General features: G+C 70.9%; 10 protein-coding genes. 5 read left to right on the top strand and 5 right to left on the bottom strand.

What is annotated here, in order from left to right; translation table 11 throughout:
* Positions 1 to 306 precede the first annotated feature (306 nt).
* From ACJJV7_RS01020 to ACJJV7_RS01000, 5 genes are read left to right on the top strand one after another with little or no spacing between them, the layout of a single operon-like run.
* Positions 307 to 519 carry a hypothetical protein gene (locus ACJJV7_RS01020; protein ID WP_405373040.1) on the top strand — a complete coding sequence of 71 codons (213 nt, stop codon included), beginning with the start codon at positions 307 to 309 and terminating at the stop codon, positions 517 to 519.
* On the top strand, positions 516 to 794 hold the full coding sequence (locus ACJJV7_RS01015) for a hypothetical protein (RefSeq protein WP_405373039.1): 279 nt from the start codon (positions 516 to 518) through the stop codon (positions 792 to 794). The genes ACJJV7_RS01020 and ACJJV7_RS01015 overlap by 4 nt, the downstream gene beginning before the upstream one ends.
* Positions 795 to 797: 3 nt before the next feature.
* Entirely contained in the window at positions 798 to 2,357 is a 1,560-nt protein-coding gene (locus ACJJV7_RS01010; protein ID WP_405373038.1) for a putative T7SS-secreted protein, read from the top strand.
* A gap of 5 nt (positions 2,358 to 2,362) precedes the next feature.
* Entirely contained in the window at positions 2,363 to 2,860 is a 498-nt protein-coding gene (locus ACJJV7_RS01005) for a hypothetical protein (protein WP_405373037.1), read from the top strand.
* Positions 2,857 to 3,531: a hypothetical protein gene (locus ACJJV7_RS01000; RefSeq protein ID WP_405373036.1), complete on the top strand. Its 675-nt coding sequence runs from the start codon at positions 2,857 to 2,859 to the stop codon at positions 3,529 to 3,531. The genes ACJJV7_RS01005 and ACJJV7_RS01000 overlap by 4 nt, the downstream gene beginning before the upstream one ends.
* A gap of 10 nt (positions 3,532 to 3,541) precedes the next feature.
* Here ACJJV7_RS01000 and ACJJV7_RS00995 read toward each other — a convergent pair whose 3' ends face one another.
* The 5 genes from ACJJV7_RS00995 to ACJJV7_RS00975 form a co-directional block, all read right to left on the bottom strand.
* Complete coding sequence (locus ACJJV7_RS00995) at positions 3,542 to 8,065, bottom strand: FtsK/SpoIIIE domain-containing protein (protein WP_405373035.1); 4,524 nt, start codon at positions 8,063 to 8,065, stop codon at positions 3,542 to 3,544.
* A 24-nt stretch (positions 8,066 to 8,089) separates the two neighbouring features.
* On the bottom strand, positions 8,090 to 9,541 hold the full coding sequence (locus ACJJV7_RS00990; protein ID WP_405373034.1) for an RDD family protein: 1,452 nt from the start codon (positions 9,539 to 9,541) through the stop codon (positions 8,090 to 8,092).
* Positions 9,542 to 9,645: 104 nt separating this feature from the next.
* Positions 9,646 to 11,253 carry a bifunctional phosphoribosylaminoimidazolecarboxamide formyltransferase/IMP cyclohydrolase gene (purH, locus tag ACJJV7_RS00985; RefSeq protein ID WP_405373033.1) on the bottom strand — a complete coding sequence of 536 codons (1,608 nt, stop codon included), beginning with the start codon at positions 11,251 to 11,253 and terminating at the stop codon, positions 9,646 to 9,648.
* A 16-nt stretch (positions 11,254 to 11,269) separates the two neighbouring features.
* A complete protein-coding gene (gene purN / locus ACJJV7_RS00980; RefSeq protein WP_405373032.1) occupies positions 11,270 to 11,857 on the bottom strand; it encodes a phosphoribosylglycinamide formyltransferase in 588 nt (195 codons plus the stop codon).
* A gap of 9 nt (positions 11,858 to 11,866) precedes the next feature.
* Positions 11,867 to 13,132, bottom strand: a complete 1,266-nt coding sequence (locus ACJJV7_RS00975) for a DUF6350 family protein (RefSeq protein ID WP_405373031.1) — start codon at positions 13,130 to 13,132, stop codon at positions 11,867 to 11,869.
* Positions 13,133 to 13,135: the final 3 nt, after the last annotated feature.

Here is a 13,135-nt window from a genome sequence, read left to right as displayed (position 1 = left end):
TCATCACCCAGAAGAGTGTCGACCTGCGACTTCAGCGTGTCCAGCTGGCCCTGAATGTCATCACGAGCCTGCGACAGCGACGACGCAACCTGCTCCATCTCTCCGTAAGACGCACCGAAATCGGCCATCGTCCACACCTCCGTTAGATAAAGAAACCCGACCCGACCGGGCCGATACCAAGAGTCAACCGCACCCCGCCCCATCCGCCAATGGGGAGTGGTCCCCATGTGGCACGGAGACCGAGGGTGGGGAGAACGCCCCATCGCTCCTCACGGCCCGTCTCTCTATGGTGAGGAGGGGGTCGGGATGTCGGCCTGCGACGAAGCGGAGGAACGCGTGCCCGAGGAGGACGAACTGCGCACGGCGATGACCGCCCTGCGCGTGCGGGTGCCCGCAGACGCGGCCGACGCGGAGGCACTGCGACGCGAGGTCCGCGCCGCCGATGCCGCGCTGGCTCTCTGGGCCGCCCGCCCCTCCGCTTCAGGGCGGCGCGGCAACCGACAGGAGGCACAGCGATGAGCGACGTCAGGATGGATCTCGCGCGGCTCGGCGAGACGGCGGAGAGCGCCCGACTGCTGGCCACGACGTTCGACGAAGCCGAGTCGTTCGCCGACGACCTCGGCGCGCTCACCGGCCACGACGGGCTCGCCGGCAAGATCGAGGACTTCGGCGGCAAGTGGGACATCGCCCGGGAGGAACTCCGCGACGGTCTTCGATCGCAGGCCGACTTCATGCAGGCGATCGTCGACACGTTCACCGACCTCGACCGGACAATGGCAGAGGACGAGGGCTGACCGATGACCGTCCTTCCCGGCGAACCCGACGTCCTCACATCGAGAGCAGGCCGCCTCACCCGATCGGCGGAGCGGATCCTCACCGTCGTCCAGGAGATGCGCGGAATCGTCGACGACGACGAGGGCGAGGCGGTGCGCGCGCTGCACGACCAGAACGACCAGCTCGCCACCGACCTCGAACGCATCCACCCGCGATACGAGGAGACGGCCTCGGCGATCACCGAATACGCCGTCGCCCTGACGGGCGCTCACGAGCGCGCGGAACGAGCGCAGGACGACCTCGACGAGGCGCTCGACGAGCAGACGCGGGCCGACAGCGCGCTCCGGTCGCTCTCCGATCAGGTCGATGCGGCCGACGACCCCTCCCCCTCGCTCACGGGCAGAGTCCCCGGCGCCCAGCGCGCCGCCGACGACGCGCAGGAGGCGGTCGCCGCGGCACAGGACCGGATCGATGCCGCCCGCGAAGACATGATCACGGCGGCCGAGCGGGCCATGAACCGGATCGACGATGCGATCGACGCCACGAACGAGGGGTTCTGGGACAAGGTCGGCGACGTCTTCTCCGACATCGGCGATTGGATCGCCGGCATCGCGGAGTGGATCGAGGACTTCCTCGGAGACGTCCTCGCCCTCCTCACCCGCATTCTCGCCACCATCGTGGCCGCCCTGGGTGTGCTGCTCGTGCTGCTCCTCATCCTCGCGATCGGCGCTCTGTTCGGCACGATCGGCTTGATCATCGCCGGTCTCGTGGTGGCGGCCTTCGCTGCGTTCCTGATCGCCAGCATCCTGTCGGACGTGCTGAAGCCCACGCCCGAGGTCTCGGCGACCGACCCGTACGTCGACGACGAGCTCAACCGGCCCGACCTTCCGTCGCTCGAGACGGTCCTCGACGGCACGGGCGAGGTCGACACCCTCGGCGGCGAGGACGAATCCGTCGTCAAGATCACCAAGGTGCTGGGCCCGGACGGGTGGCAGTACACGGTCACTCTTCCCAGCACGCAGGAATGGCTGTCGCGGCTGGGCGACAAGGGCGCCGTGAACGACCTGGACAGCAACCTCGCGCTCATGCTGACACCGGCGCTCCAGACCCAGTACGAGCGGGCGGTGCTCGACGCCATGGCAGCAGAGGGCATCAGCCCCGACGACCCGGTGATGCTCGTCGGGTTCAGCCAGGGCGGCATAATGGCAGGGCATCTCGCGGCCTACAACACCGACTACAACTGGCAGGCGGTCGTCGCCTCCGGCGCCCCGATCGACCACATGCCGATCCCGGACTCGGTGGATGTCGTCTCGGTCCAGCACAACGGCGACCCTGTTCCCCGCCTCGACACCGTGACGGGAGATCTCGGGACCGAGCACGGCCCGAACTGGACCAGCATCCGCGTCGATCCCCCGAACCCCGACCCGGTGCTCGGAGTGGATCCGGGCGCGCACAACGCGGACAAGTACTCGTCTACGTACCAGGACCACCTCGACGAGATCACGGCTGCCCACCCCGATCTGGCGGACTTCTTCAACGATGATGGGTACACCGACGTGTCCTACTACCGATGGAACGAGTGACGAGCATGCGCCGCACCCTGCGGAGACAGCCTGTGCTGGCGATGGTCCTGAGCGGAGCGCTCCTCGGTGGGGCGCTGACCGGATGCAGCATCGCCCCGCCGGCCCCCGAGACGACGACAGAGGAGGCTCCCGTGGCGGAGTTCGGGAACGTGACCGAGGCCGTGACGGCCGCCGTGCCGCGGGTGGTGGGCGCCCAGGACCCCGGCCGATCGCGCAATGGTCTGGGCGAGCGGATCGACCTGACCCTGATGGTCGATTCGGCGGAGCCGCTCACGGCTGACGAACTGGATGCCGTCGCGGAGGCGATCTGGCGCGCCCTTCCCTGGGAGCCCAACACGATCGCCCTGGTGGCCGGCGCCGAGACCTCCGACGGCGTCGAGCCGGTCGACCTGCGCACCGCCGCCGCCGATCTGAGTCCGATGGGATTCACCAACGCCGGCCAGGGTGGTGTGAGCCTGTTCGACATGAAGGCCCGCTACGGCGACTGGTCCGCCCCCGAATGACCGGCAGCGAACTCCGGTTCCGCCTCCCCGGCCGCTGGTTCTCGGTCGACCTGTCGGACGAGGCTGCCACGGACGCGTCTGTCCGACGGATCGCGCGGGATGCTGTCGGCGTCACCGACGACCGTGCCGCCGAGCGCGGGGCGGTGCGCCGGCGGCTGCGGGAGGCTGTGCGCGCCGGCGCGAGCGGCGACATCCGCGCGCTCATGTTCGCCGCCGAGATCGCACCGGACACCCCCCTGCCGGTGACCCTGCTCGTCTTCGAGCCGTCGGACCTGCGCATGAGTCCCGCCATCGGCACGGCGCCGGAGAAGGTCCTCGGCGTGATGGCCGAAGCCCTCGCGCGCCTCGACCCCGATGCGCACGCCTCGATGGTGGAGGTCGCTGGGCCGGGTGTGCCGGCTCTGCGGACGCATCGGGTGGACGCCGTCCACGACGACCCCGAGATGGAGGGTGTCGCGAGGCTCAGCGCCGACTACTGGGTTCCTGTGCCCGACACGAAGCAGGTTCTCGTCGTGCGGCTGTCGACGCCGTTCGGCGACCTCGAGAACCTCATGCTGTCGCTGTTCGACGGCTTCGTCGCGGCCGCCTTCTTCGCCGCCGAGCGTCCGTCGCCCCTCCGGGGAGACCTCCGGAACGAGCTGCGGGCGGCCCGCGTGGACCGCCCGCGCTGAATCTCGGGCGTCAGGCGCGTTCGGGGGTCGGCAGCGCCGCTCCCTCGACGAGCGGCACCTGCACGACGACCGCACGACCCGCCTGCACGAACATGCCGCGGCCGACCGGGAAGTCGGCGCGCTTGATCTTGGGGAACGGCACCTTGAAGATCGAGTCGCCGTCGAACGCATCGGGCTTGAGGATGATCCCCTTGCGGCCGCCCTTGAAGTCGCCCACGAGGCCGAACCCGCTCGTGACCTGATTGACGTCGGCGTCGCCGATCAGCAGGTGGTCGCTGCGGTTGATCGCCTGGAAGAGCGCCTTCAGCGGACGCTCCGCCGGGGTGTCGGCGAACTGGGGCACATCCTCGATGACGATCATGAGCCGCTGGCCGAGGGTCTCGTCCGCGACGAGCTCGGCGAGCTCGGTGGCCAGCTCCTTCGCGTCGTCGGGGGTCGTCGCGCTCCGCATCCACGGCGCGAACTCCTTCAGCTGGGCGCGTCGACCGCCGAAGTGGAAGAGCTTCACCTCCGGGTCGAGGCGCGTCATCGACAGGATGAGCGCCTTCATCGCGGTGGTCTTGCCCGACTGCGGCGGACCGGCGACCACGAACGTGCCGGCCGGATCGAACTCGCGAGGGGCGAGGGTGTCCTCGGCCACGCCGAGCACGGGGAACTCCCCGATGCGGTCGGGCATGTCCGCGGCATCCAGTCGCGTGGGGAGCGACCCGATCTCGGGCACTTCGCGCGCCCCGCGGGCGCGGAGCTCGGCCGCCATCTGCTCGAGCAGCTTCGTCTGCTCGGCGACGTTGGGCGTTCCGCCCAGCACCGCGATCTGGGTCTCGAGTCCGTCGACGATCGCCCGACCCGGCTCGGAACGCTCGTCGAGGACGTCCTTCGGAGCGTTGACGAGCGCGTAGGCGTTGGCGTCGGACAGCCGCAGGATGACGCGGCGGGAGACGTTCGAGCTGACCGCCGTGGGCACCGAGCCCGAGCGGTCGGCGGTCGCGACGACGTGCACGCCGAGGGGGCGCCCCTCGCCGAGGATCCGCATGAAGGCCTGGTAGAACGGCATCCGCGCCGTGGTCGACTCCCATTCGGCACGGAACTGGGGCAGGCCGTCGAGGAGCAGGACGATGCGAGGCTCGTCGCGGCCGGTGATCTCCCGGTACTCCGCGACGCTCGAGGCGTTCGCCGCGCTGAACCGCTTGCCGCGGTCGTCGAGCACGCTCGCGAGCGACCGCATGATGCGCTGCACCCGCTCACTGTCGTCACCCGGGATGATCGATCCGACGTGCGGAAGCGCCTCGAGGCTCTTGAGCGACCCCGAGCCGAAGTCGAGCCCGTAGACCTCCACGTTCTCGATGCGGCGGCCCATCGCGGCGGAGATCGCGATCGTGCGCAGCACGGCCGATTTGCCGGAGCCGCTGGTGCCGTACACGAGGAGCGAGCCGTCGCGGTCGGGCTCGAAGTAGACCGCCTCCTGCAGCTGCTTCTGGGGGATGTCGGCCTTGCCGAGGAGGATCGCACCGCGCGACCCACCGGGCAGCTCGCGGATGTCGACGGTGGTCGGCAGGTCGTCGAGCCACGGCCGGCGCGGAGCGGGGATCTTCGCCTGCGTGGCCGCCGCGATCAGGTTCGCGACGATGCGCTTCTGGTCGTTCGGGCCGGGGTCGGCGTCGTGCGAGTCGCTCTCGCCCGCATCGTCGAGCTCCCACTTCTGGATCGAGCCGAAGCGGAGTTCGGCGACGGTGACATCGGCTGCCGCGACCTCGTCGGTCGTCCACCCGCCGGCGTAGGCGGACTGGAACGGGACGAGCCGGCCGGGGCCGGTCTTCGCGATACCGCGACCGGGGATCGAGGGTGGGAAGCTCGCGGCGATGGGGTCGTCGACGACGTCCTTCGAGTCCGACTCGTCGGCCATGCGCAGGGCGACGCGGAGGTTCGTGTTGGCGCGCAGGTTGTCCTTGATGACACCCGCGGGACGCTGCGTGGCCATGATCAGGTGGATGCCGAGCGAGCGACCGCGCTGGGCGATGTCGACGACGCCGTCGACGAACTCCGGAACGTCGCCGGCGAGTGCGGCGAACTCGTCGATGACGAGGACGAGGGCCGGAGGGGTCTCGGGGTCGCGGCGCTTCTCGAGCTCGAGGAGGTCCTTGGCCTTCTTGCGGTTGAACAGGTGCTCGCGGTAGTGGAGCTCCGCTCGGAGACTCGTCAGGGCGCGGCGCACGAGGTGCGGGCTCAGGTCGGTCACGAGGCCGACGGTGTGCGGGAGCTCGACGCAGTCGGCGAAGGCCGACCCGCCCTTGTAGTCGACGAAGAGGAACGTGACGCGGTCGGGGCTGTGGGCGGCGGCCATGCCGAGCACCCACGCCTGGAGGAACTCCGACTTTCCGGCACCGGTCGTTCCTCCGACGAGGGCGTGCGGCCCCTGGGTGCGGAGGTCGAGCGTCATGGCGTCCGTTGCTCCCTGACCGACGATGGCGCGGAGGTTGCCGGCCTTCTTCAGCCGGGGCAGCGGGGCGCCGGAGCGGTCGAGGATCGTGTTGTTCTCCCGCCACCGGTCGACGGCGAACTGCGGCTCGGATGCCGTCTCGTTGCCGATGAGGGAGAGGAACATGACCGAGTTCGGGATGTCGGAGGAATCCTCGATGACCGTGCTCGAGTCGACGACGGGAGCCAGTCGCTTGGCGAGCACCGTCATGAGCTCGTTCGAGACGCCCTCCACCTCGGCCCTCGTGTAATCGGTGCCGCTGCGGACGACGCCGACGTGCGCGTCGGCGAGCCCGTTCGTCACGTCGACGAAGCTGCGGCAGACGGCGGGGAGCGCGTCGACGACGGGGGCGACGAAGAGTCCGTAGACGCCGACGTCGGCGCCGCGCTCGAGCACCTGCGTGAGGCGCGCGCGATCGACGGGTGCATCCGCGGTGATGATGACGACGACGGCGGTCTGGCCGGGGAACGTCGCATCCTCGGCGGCGCGGCGCACGTCGGTGCCGTAGCGCATCGTGTCCCAGTCGTCGTCGAACGGAAGCCGCGGCGCCTTGGCCGCGGTGGAGCGACGCATGACGAGCTCCTCCAGACCCGAGAGGAGGGCCGCACCGGTCGACGCCGAGTCGGAGAGCGGCATGTCGCGGAACGGGCTCCGCTCGCTCGAGGTGTGCGGGAGCCAGGTCAGCCAGTCGAGCTGCTTCGCCCATTCCGGCTCGGTGAGGGCGACGGCGACGAGCTCGTTCGGAGAGTGCATGCCGAACAGCTGCACGCAGATGCCGCGGAGGGCGTCGGCGGCCTCGCGCTCCGGACCGGCGACGCCGATGACGCCTACGCTCTGCAGCGACTCCAGCACCGGCACGCCGTCGATGGTCTTGTAGCGGTCGCGGAGCCGGTCGACGCGAGAGACGTACTCCTGCAGCGCGTCGGGGTTCTCGGCGCGCTTGATGGTCGTGCGCGAGGGCGCTTCGCACGTGCCGAGGCGGACTGCGAGGAAGTTCCAGTGCTCGGGGCGGCGCGTCCACAGCATCCGACCGAGCCGCATGGCCTCCTCGAACACGACGGCCACCGGCGGCACCTCGGCGCTGCGCACCTCCCGCTCGCGGGGGCGCTCGCGGTAGAGCGTCTCTTCGAGTTCCTCGAAGGTGCGCTCAAAGATCTCGGCCTCCTTCTTCACGCGCTGGCCGACCTGCGTCTTCTGCGAGATGAAGTTGCCGAACAGCATCATCGGGGTCATGAAGATGATGAGCAGCGACCGCGGGTTGTTGGTCAGCGTGTACATCGCGATGCCGAGGATGACCGGCGCGACGAGCATCGGCCACGGGAAGAGCCGGGATGCCGGTTCCTTCGGCATGCGGGGCTCTTCGAGCTCCTCGCCGACGTAGCGAGGCTCGACGCGCGGGCTGCGGTTGAACAGCAGCGCGCCGCCGCGCTCGAGCACCGGGTCTTTCTCCACCGGGGCGAAGTCGGGGACGAGTTGGACGACGAGCTCGGTGTCGCCGAGCACGAAGCGCTGGCCGGGGATGACGCGGAGGCGCGGGACGAGACCGCCGTCGACGACGATGCCGTTCGCGGAGTTCAGGTCGACCAGTTCGACGCCGCCCACGCCGACCTCGATGCGGGCATGCCGCTTCGAGACGAGCGGCTCGTCGAGCACGATGTCGCTGCCCGCCGAGCGACCGATCGTGAAGTGACCGCGCGGGAGTGGGATCTCACGGCCGGCCAGCGGACCGCCCACGACGTGCAGGACCGCCGCGGCGGGACCTCCGCCGGTGCGGTCGGGGGTGTAGCCGGGGCCGAGGTTGACCACCGTGGCCACGAAGCCGGAGCCGACCGGCGCATCGCTGATGAGCATGCTCGGGTCGAGGAGCACGTGATCGCTCGAGGTCGGCGGTGCGACGGTCATGGTCAGGACGTCGTCCGGGCCGGCGAGGATCTCCCGCGCCGGGTCGGTCTCGACGATCCGGCGCGCGACGTCGTGGACGGTCGCCGTCGTGTCCGACGTGACGACGATGTCGGTCAGCCGTGACTCGCGGCGCTGCAGGGTGAGCTTGAGCCTCATCGGAGTGTCCTCGTCTCGTGGCGATCAGGCGATGCTGACAGCGGCGTAGCGGTCGCCGAAGCGAAGGGTGTCGCCCGATCGGAGCGGCAGGGCCGCTCCTGCCGGGAGGTCGGTCTCGGCGCCGTCTCGGACGATCGCGCTGCCGTTGGTCGACCCGAGGTCGACCACGACGAGCGATCCGCCGCGCCAGCGGAGGGCGAAGTGGGTCTTGGACATCGACATGCTCGGGTCGGCGACGGGCACGACGACCGCGCCGCTGTCGTCCGGCCCGGCGACGGGCGACCTGCCGACCACGATGCCGGCGACGACCACCTCGACGCGGTCGCCCGAGTCGAGGACGAGGGATGCCGTGGGCTCGCGGTTCTCGATGAGGTGCGGCGGCGTCCACGACGCCGTCTCGGCCCGCGGCAGGAGGGTCTCGCCGGGAGCGGCGAGAGTCTCGGACGCCGGTCCAGCGGGAGACGCGGTGCGCGCCGGAACCGGTGCGGGCTCGACCGCGGGGGCCTGCGCAGCTCCGGAGGCGACCGCGGCGGGCGCGGGAGCCGCATCGCGGACAGGCGCGGGCGCGGCAGCCGGCGCAGGAGCGGATGCCGGCGAGGATGCGGCAGCCGGCGCCGGTGCTGCCTCTGCGGGCGCGGGTTCTTTGGCTGCGACCGCGAAGGGCGACGCCTGGATGGGCGCCATCGGACCGGCATCCTGCTTCTCCGGATCGGGCACGCCCGACCGTTCACGAGGGGCGCCGAGCACTCCGCCGCGGTTGCGGGCCACGGGGATGTAGACGCCGCTCTCCGCACCGTGCAGCGACGTCGCGAGCGAGGGCAGCGAGGTCTTCTCGTCGCGGAGGTCGGTCGCGACGGTCTTCCGTGCGATGCGCATGCGCTTGGCGTCGTACGGGTTCAGCCCGCGGGTGATGTCGACCAACCAGGTCGCGGCGGCGAGGTCGGCCCAGCCGCGCCGGCGGCGCTGCGGGTCGAACAGCGGCGACAGCATGATCACGAGGAGGGGGCCGACGAGGGGAACGAAGAAGCTGGCCCACAGGATCAGGTAGCGCACGACCGCGCCGCGCCAGAACTTCGGGCGCTCGAGCGTCGCGACGTTGACGGAACGGAGCCCGGTGAGCGCTTTGCCGAGTGTCACGCCCCGACGGCCCATCAGGATCAGCTGGACGAGGATGAACACCGTCGACAGCCCATACGAGACCGCCGACCACACGACGATCCAGAGCGCGTCGCCGCGGGCGAAGAGCGCGTCGACCGGGTTCGCAGACCCCGCGATCTCCAGGATCGCCGGAAGCGCCCCCACGGCAGCGGGCACGAGCAGCACGAGGACGAACAGCACCTCGTACACGGTCGCGAGCACGCGCCTGCCGAGCGGCGCGGGCACGAGTCCGAGCGCCGCGGCGTACTCGGGCCGCGGCCGTCCCCTCTCATCGAGCCCCTCGACGGTGCGTGGACCGTCCTCGATCTCCCAGATCACCGAAACCTCCTCGGGAAGTGTCGCACTGACACTATCCCCTGCGCGGAACCGCCTCGACGGCAGAACTCCCCCTTGACGCGACGGGCACTCCCGTGCCGCCCCTCTCAGTGGAAGAAGTGACGCTCCCCGGTGAAGTACATGGTCACTCCCGCGGCCTTGGCGGCGGCGATGACCTCTTCATCGCGGACCGACCCGCCCGGCTGGATGATCGTCGTGATGCCGGCGTCGAGCAGCACCTGCGGGCCGTCGGCGAAGGGGAAGAACGCATCGGATGCCGCGACGGAGCCGGCGGCGCGGTCGCCCGCACGCTCCACCGCCAACCGGCACGAGTCCACGCGGTTGACCTGGCCCATGCCGATCCCGACCGTCGCGGAGTTCTTCGCGAGGACGATCGCATTCGACTTCACGGCGCGGCAGCTCTTCCATGCGAACGAGAGGTTCTCGAGCTGGTCGTCGGCGGGGCGCTCCCCCGACACGAGCTGCCAGCTGTCGACGAGCGACTCGATCTCGTTGGGGAAGCGGTCGGCATCCTGCAGCAGGAGGCCGCCCGAGACGAGACGCACGTCCATGGGCTCCTGACGCCAGTCGGCCGGAAGCTGGAGAACGCGGAGGTTCTTCTTGAGTGCGAACACCTCGAGCGCCTCGGGCTCGAAATCGGGCGCGACGATGACCTCGGTGAAGATGTCGCGGAGGTTCTCGGCCATCTTCAGGGTCACCGTGCGGTTCGCCGCGATGACCCCGCCGAACGCCGACACCGGGTCGCACTCGTGCGCCCGGAGGTGCGCGGACGCGATGGCGTCGAGCGCCTGCGGCGCCCCGATCGCGATGCCGCAGGGGTTCGCGTGCTTGATGATCGCGACCGCGGGCTTCACCAGGTCGAACGCCGCCCGCAGGGCCGCGTCGGCGTCGACGTAGTTGTTGTACGACATCTCCTTGCCCTGGAGCTGACGCGCCTGAGCGATGCCGTGGCCGCCGGTGCGCGAGTAGATCGCCGCCCGCTGGTGCGAGTTCTCGCCGTAGCGGAGCGTCGCGAGGCGCTCGGCCTTGATCGTGAGGTGCTGGGGCAGGTCGCCCTCGCCCTCGAGGGTCTCCTCGGCGAACCAGGTCGCCACGGCGCGATCGTACGCCGCCGTGTGGGCGAACGCGCGGGCCGCGAGCTCGCGGCGCTGGGCGAGGCTGGTGCCGCCCTGCTGCAGCGAGGCGACGATCGCGGGGTACGACTCGGGCGAGACCGCGATCGCGACGTTGGCGAAGTTCTTCGCCGAGGCGCGCACCATCGCCGGTCCGCCGATGTCGATCTGCTCGACGACGGCGTCGCCCTGAGCGCCCGACGCGACCGTCTCCACGAACGGGTAGAGGTTCACGACGACGAGCTCGAAGGGCTCGATGCCGAGCTGGCCCAGCTGGGTCTCGTGGTCTTCGAGGCGCAGGTCGGCGAGGAGGCCGGCGTGCACGCTCGGGTGGAGCGTCTTCACCCGGCCGCCGAGCGATTCGGGGAACCCGGTGATCTCCGACACGTCCTTCACGGCGAGGCCCGCATCGCGCAGCAGCGCGGCAGATCCGCCCGTCGAGACGATCTCGACGTTCGCGGCGGCGAGCGCCTGAGCGAGCTCGAGCAGCCCGGTCTTGTCGCTCACCGAGACGAGCGCCCGTCGCACGGGCACCACATCACGAGGGCGGTAGAGGGCGGGGTCGATCTGCGGTCCGGCCATGAGGGTCTCCTCCGGGTCAGGCGGTCGTGGTGAGGTCGAGGTCGCCCGTCGCGACGCGGCGGACCACGTCGATGAGCAGGCGTCGTTCGACGGGCTTGATGCGGTCGTGCAGGGAATGTTCGGTGTCGCCGGTGAGCACGGGCACCCGCTCCTGAGCGAGCACGGGGCCGGTGTCCACGCCGTTGTCGACGACGATGACGCTCGCGCCGGTCTGGTCGGCACCCGCCGCCAGGGCGTCGCGGACGCCGTGCGCACCGGGGAACTCGGGCAGGTAGGCGGGATGCGTGTTGAGCAGACGCGGGGCCCACGCGTCGACCACCGCGGCCGGGAGCAGTCTCATGAGACCGCTGAGCACGACGAGGTCGGGAGCCCACACGTCGAGGTGGGCCAGAAGCTCCTCGCCCCAGGCCTCGCGGCTGTCGAACTCCTGGTACGGGACCATGAAGGTCGGGATGCCGTAGTGCTCGGCGTGAGCGAAGCCGTCGGCCTGCCGGTCGGCGCCGACGACGATGACACGGGCGGGGAAGTCGGGTTCACTCGCGGCGTCGAGCAGAGCGCGCAGATTGGAGCCCGTGCCCGAGATGAGGACGGCGACCGTGAGCACCGGCTCAGTCTAGCGGGGCGCCGACGCCGGCTCGGAGGCGTCGTCCCGCACCGACGGGTAGACGGCGCCGTCGTCGCTGCCGCGGCGCGGAGCGAGGAGGGTGATGCCTGCTCCGATGCCGATCTCGATGGCGACGACCAGGGCGACCGCGCCCGCGGCGGGCCCGACGTCGACCAGCTGCCCGGGGCCGAGCGAACCGTGCGCGGCCCACGCGAGGATGGCCACACCGGCGGCGCTGCCGAGCACCATGCCGGCGAGGGCGACCACCCGCGGCTGCAGCGGTTCGCCGCCCGCATCCTGCTCGCCCACCAGCATCCCGCGCTGCGCCCACCCGGCGAAGGCGCCGATCCCGACGACGGCGAGCGCGAGCAGCAGCACCCACGCCGAGGTCGTCGCGGGGACGACGCCGAGCACGGGGATGCCCGGAATGACCCCCAGGTCGGTCCCGGCCGGGGCGACCGTCGTTCCCGTGCCGACCGCGAACCCCGGACCGGCGGCGAACGAGCCGAACCAGACGACCAGGGTCGGGAGGTAGAGGAGGGCGCCGAGCGAGAGGACGACGACGCCGATGAGGTCGGCGTGCGACGCCTGAGTGAGGGCGATGATCTCGCCGCTGCGGAAGAGGAAGAGGACGGCGAGGACGAGAGATCCGAGGGCCACGAAACCGGCGAGGCAGATGGCGAGGCCTCTGCCTGCGGCGTCGAGCCCGTTCTGGATGCCGTCGGGAAGACGCTCCGAGACCGCATCGACCAGACCGTCGTCGCCCTCGTTCCAGGCGCGGACGACCGCGCCGACGAGAGCGGGGATCGCGAACACCAGGGTCGGCGCGATGATCGCTGTCGCGACGTCGACGCGGGTGACGTCGGTGCGGGCGGTGAGGGCGACCAGGGCGGAGAGGACGGCCACGACGACGGTGCCCGAGGCGATTCCGGTGATCCAGGCGCCTGCCCGGGCCGCGCGGGCGCCTGAGCGGAACGCGAAGATGGCGGTGAACGCCGCGAGGGCGAGCGGCGCGAGGGAGAGCGAGAACTGCCCGGCCGCGTCCGCCACGCCGGTGCGGATCAGGAAGTCCTCGGGCAGCGAGACCGCGACCGGCACGAAGTGGCCGAGCAGCCAGGCGCTGGCGCCCGCAGGCCACAGCGCTCCCCAATCGGCATCCGTGCCGAGTCCGAAGACCCACAGCAGGGTCGCGGGCGCGAGCACGACGGCGAGGCCGACGGCGACGACGATGACGGCGTCGAAGGCGGCGAGGAGGGAGACGAGCAGGCGATTCATGCC

The organism is Microbacterium sp. Ld4 (assembly GCF_045066555.1).
Classification (GTDB): domain Bacteria; phylum Actinomycetota; class Actinomycetes; order Actinomycetales; family Microbacteriaceae; genus Microbacterium.
Note: the sequence above shows the minus strand (reverse complement) of the source record. Positions and strands in the feature narration are given on the sequence as shown.

Coding starts and splice junctions, on each gene's coding strand:
- ACJJV7_RS01010 (WP_405373038.1), top strand. CDS start 798: ATGACCGTCCTTCCCGGCGAACCCGACGTCCTCACATCGAGAGCAGGC.
- ACJJV7_RS01020 (WP_405373040.1), top strand. CDS start 307: ATGTCGGCCTGCGACGAAGCGGAGGAACGCGTGCCCGAGGAGGACGAA.
- ACJJV7_RS01015 (WP_405373039.1), top strand. CDS start 516: ATGAGCGACGTCAGGATGGATCTCGCGCGGCTCGGCGAGACGGCGGAG.
- ACJJV7_RS00995 (WP_405373035.1), bottom strand. CDS start 8,065: ATGAGGCTCAAGCTCACCCTGCAGCGCCGCGAGTCACGGCTGACCGAC.
- purH (WP_405373033.1), bottom strand. CDS start 11,253: ATGGCCGGACCGCAGATCGACCCCGCCCTCTACCGCCCTCGTGATGTG.
- ACJJV7_RS01005 (WP_405373037.1), top strand. CDS start 2,363: ATGCGCCGCACCCTGCGGAGACAGCCTGTGCTGGCGATGGTCCTGAGC.
- ACJJV7_RS01000 (WP_405373036.1), top strand. CDS start 2,857: ATGACCGGCAGCGAACTCCGGTTCCGCCTCCCCGGCCGCTGGTTCTCG.
- ACJJV7_RS00975 (WP_405373031.1), bottom strand. CDS start 13,132: ATGAATCGCCTGCTCGTCTCCCTCCTCGCCGCCTTCGACGCCGTCATC.